A 2,960-nucleotide genomic window follows, 5' to 3' on the forward strand; every position below is an offset into this window, starting at 1 on the left:
TCGGCGAATTGATCGTGGAACTGCGATCGGCAACCGCCGGTGCCGGCAGCTTCACGCGGCAGTTCGAGCGCATGGCGGAAGTGACGGGCAAAGCGGCGGACCAGATCATCGCCGCCCATCGCGTCGCGGCCTAGTTCTGCGCTCCTTGCCTTGCGCGCCGCTCTTGCTTCGGCAATGGCGGCGCACATTTCTGTTTTGATCCTCCTTGAAGTTTCCTCATGCTCGATACACGCCGCAACATTGCGCTGGCCTGCTCGCTGAGTGCGCTCGCCGGCTATATCGACGGCATCGGCTTCCTTCATCTCGGCGGGCTGTTCGTCTCCTTCATGAGTGGCAACTCGACGCGAATGGGCGTGAGCCTCGCGGAGGCGAACTGGCTGAATGCGGCAAATGCCCTCGTTCTCATCGTCCTGTTTGTGGCCGGCGCGGCGGCGGGCAGCCTCATTGTGCTTGGACGTGGCGCCTACCGCCAAACCTGGTTGCTGGTGGCCGAAGCAGCCCTGTTGGCGGCCGCTGCGCTTTTTCATCACGTGGGCTATTCAGCTTCAGCGATCGCCGCGATCGTGCTGGCGATGGGATTGGAGAATGCCGTGTTCCAGATCGAAGGCGGCGCGGGACTCGGCCTCACTTATGTCACGGGAGCGCTGGTGAAAGTCGGCCAGCTCGTCGCCACGGCCTTGACCGGGGGCGGCCGCTGGGCCTGGGTGCCCAACCTTCTCTTATGGGCCGCACTGGTTGCGGGCTCGACCTGCGGCGCGCTCGCCTATCACTGGCTCAACCTGGCCGCGGTCTGGTTTGCCGCCGCGCTGGCGCTGGCCTTGGGCGTCGCCATGGCCGGCGCGGGCCGCGCTTGAGCCGCGGCATTGACTCGCAAGACGCCTTGTTCAATGTGAGTACAATGACGGTGATCGAACGACGACAGAGCTTATGATGGCCTCCGAAACCAAACCTCGCGTGGCATGCCTGATCGGATGGCCGGCGGCGCATTCGCGGTCGCCGCTGATCCATCATTACTGGTTGCGCAAACTCGCAATCGAAGGCGGCTACACGATTGAGGCAATCCCGCCGGAAGCATTTGCGGAATTCGTGCAGCGTCTTTCGGCGCACGGCTTTGTCGGCGCCAACGTCACCATTCCGCACAAGGAGCGCGCACTGGCACTGTCGGTACCGGATGAGCGAGCGCGCGCGGTCGGCGCCGCCAACACGCTGTGGTACGACGGCGCCGAGCTGCGCTCGACCAACACCGACATCGAAGGATTTATCGGCAATCTCGATGCGTCCGCAAACGGATGGGACAACATACAGGAGGCGCTGGTGCTAGGCGCCGGCGGCTCGTCACGCGCGGTTGTGTTCGGTTTGATCGAACGCGGCGTCAAGCATGTGCATCTCGCCAATCGCACCATGGAGCGCGCCCAGGCGCTGGCGGATCAGTTCGGACCAGCCGTGCGGCCGATTTCGTGGGACGAAATAAATCAGGTGTTGCCGCGTGCCGGCCTGCTCGTCAACACGACCTCGCTCGGCATGAAGGGTCAGCCTGCGCTCGATGTCGATGTGAACCTGCTGTCGGACGAAGCCATCGTCGCCGATCTCGTTTATGTCCCGCTCGAAACCGCGCTGTTGAAAGCGGCACGAGCGCGCGGCCTGAAGACGGCCGACGGGCTCGGCATGCTGTTGCATCAGGCGGTGCGCGGCTTCGAACTGTGGTTCGGGCAACGGCCGCAGGTGACGCCAGAGCTGCGGAGCCTCGTGGAGGCCGATCTCAGGGGCGCCTGATCAACAATTCCTGATCGCGCGGATGTGAGCGGGCCTATTGTGGAACCGTTCGCGCCCACGGCTAAGGTGTCTTCCCTGGAGAAGGACCCAAAATGATCTTGAATCACTCAACGCTTGCCCGTCCGCTGATCGCCACCGCGTTAGTGGCTGCTTCCGTTCTCGGCGCGATTGCGCAACAGCCGCCGACGCCGACGCGGGTGCGCGGCACCATCGAAGGCGTCGACGGCGATCTGATCATGGTCAAGTCGCGTAGCGGCGAGGACGTCAAGCTGCATATGACCGCCGACATGAAGGTCGTGGGAATCGTCAAGATCACGCTCGCCGATATCAAACTCGGCTCGTTCATCGGCACCACAACCGTGCCCGGACCCGACGGCCGCCAGGACGCGGTCGAGGTCCATGTCTTTCCAGAAAACATGCGCGGCACCGGCGAAGGCTCGCGTCCGTACGATCTCAAACCGAACTCGACCATGACCAATGCCACGGTCGCCGAAACCGTCGCCGGTAATGATGGCCAGACGTTGATGATCAAGTACAAGGACGGCGAGAAGAAAGTGACCGTCGGCCCCGACACGCCGGTCGTGACTTATGTTCCCGGCGAGAAGTCCGATCTCAAGGCAGGCGCCAAGATCATCGCCTTCGTCAAGCAACTGCCGGACGGGTCGTTCGAAACCAATCGCATCAGCGTCGGCCGCGATGGGCTGATGCCGCCGATGTAACGATCGTCGCCAAGCGCTCGTAGGTCTGATGGGAACGTCAGCGTCCCGCCGGTTCCTGGAATAACCCCGCGTTCGCGGGGTAATCCTTCTATTCGCACACCCCCACATGAATTCCGAGGGATCCATCATGCCGCAAGTTTCTTCCTGGCTGCCGCATTCGCTTCTCACCTCGCTCGCTGTCATCTCCGTTCTGGCATCGAGCGCCGTTGCGCAGCAACCGCCGACGACGACCCGCATCCGCGGCACGATCGAAAGCGTCGACGGCAAGACGCTGAGCATCAAAACCCGCGAGGGCAACGACGTGAAGGTGAACATCACCGACGACATCACGGTCATCGGCATCGCCAAGAGCTCGCTGTCGGACATCAAGTCGAACAGCTATATCGGCGTGTCCGGCATGCCGCAGCCGGACGGCAGCCAGAAGGCGATTGCGATCCACATTTTCCCGGAAGCGATGCGCGGCGCCTC

General features: G+C 63.0%; 3 protein-coding genes and 1 pseudogene. All 4 read left to right on the plus strand.

What is annotated here, in order from left to right; genetic code table 11:
* The first annotated feature begins 218 nt into the window (after positions 1 to 218).
* Entirely contained in the window at positions 219 to 854 is a 636-nt protein-coding gene (locus VFL62_RS02215; RefSeq protein ID WP_325170748.1) for a YoaK family protein, read from the plus strand.
* A 73-nt stretch (positions 855 to 927) separates the two neighbouring features.
* Positions 928 to 1,773, plus strand: coding sequence for a shikimate dehydrogenase (locus VFL62_RS02220; RefSeq protein WP_325170749.1), 846 nt, complete (start codon positions 928 to 930; stop codon positions 1,771 to 1,773).
* Positions 1,774 to 1,865: 92 nt separating this feature from the next.
* A complete protein-coding gene (locus VFL62_RS02225; RefSeq protein ID WP_325170750.1) occupies positions 1,866 to 2,492 on the plus strand; it encodes a hypothetical protein in 627 nt (208 codons plus the stop codon).
* A 127-nt stretch (positions 2,493 to 2,619) separates the two neighbouring features.
* Positions 2,620 to 2,960: pseudogene (locus tag VFL62_RS02230) on the plus strand (hypothetical protein); the annotation flags it as partial.

The organism is Bradyrhizobium sp., assembly GCF_035701725.1.
Classification (GTDB): domain Bacteria; phylum Pseudomonadota; class Alphaproteobacteria; order Rhizobiales; family Xanthobacteraceae; genus Bradyrhizobium.

What these genes read in the sequence shown, in the direction of transcription:
- VFL62_RS02215 (WP_325170748.1), top strand. Translation starts at nt 219, where the DNA reads ATGCTCGATACACGCCGCAACATTGCGCTGGCCTGCTCGCTGAGTGCG.
- VFL62_RS02220 (WP_325170749.1), top strand. Translation starts at nt 928, where the DNA reads ATGATGGCCTCCGAAACCAAACCTCGCGTGGCATGCCTGATCGGATGG.
- VFL62_RS02225 (WP_325170750.1), top strand. Translation starts at nt 1,866, where the DNA reads ATGATCTTGAATCACTCAACGCTTGCCCGTCCGCTGATCGCCACCGCG.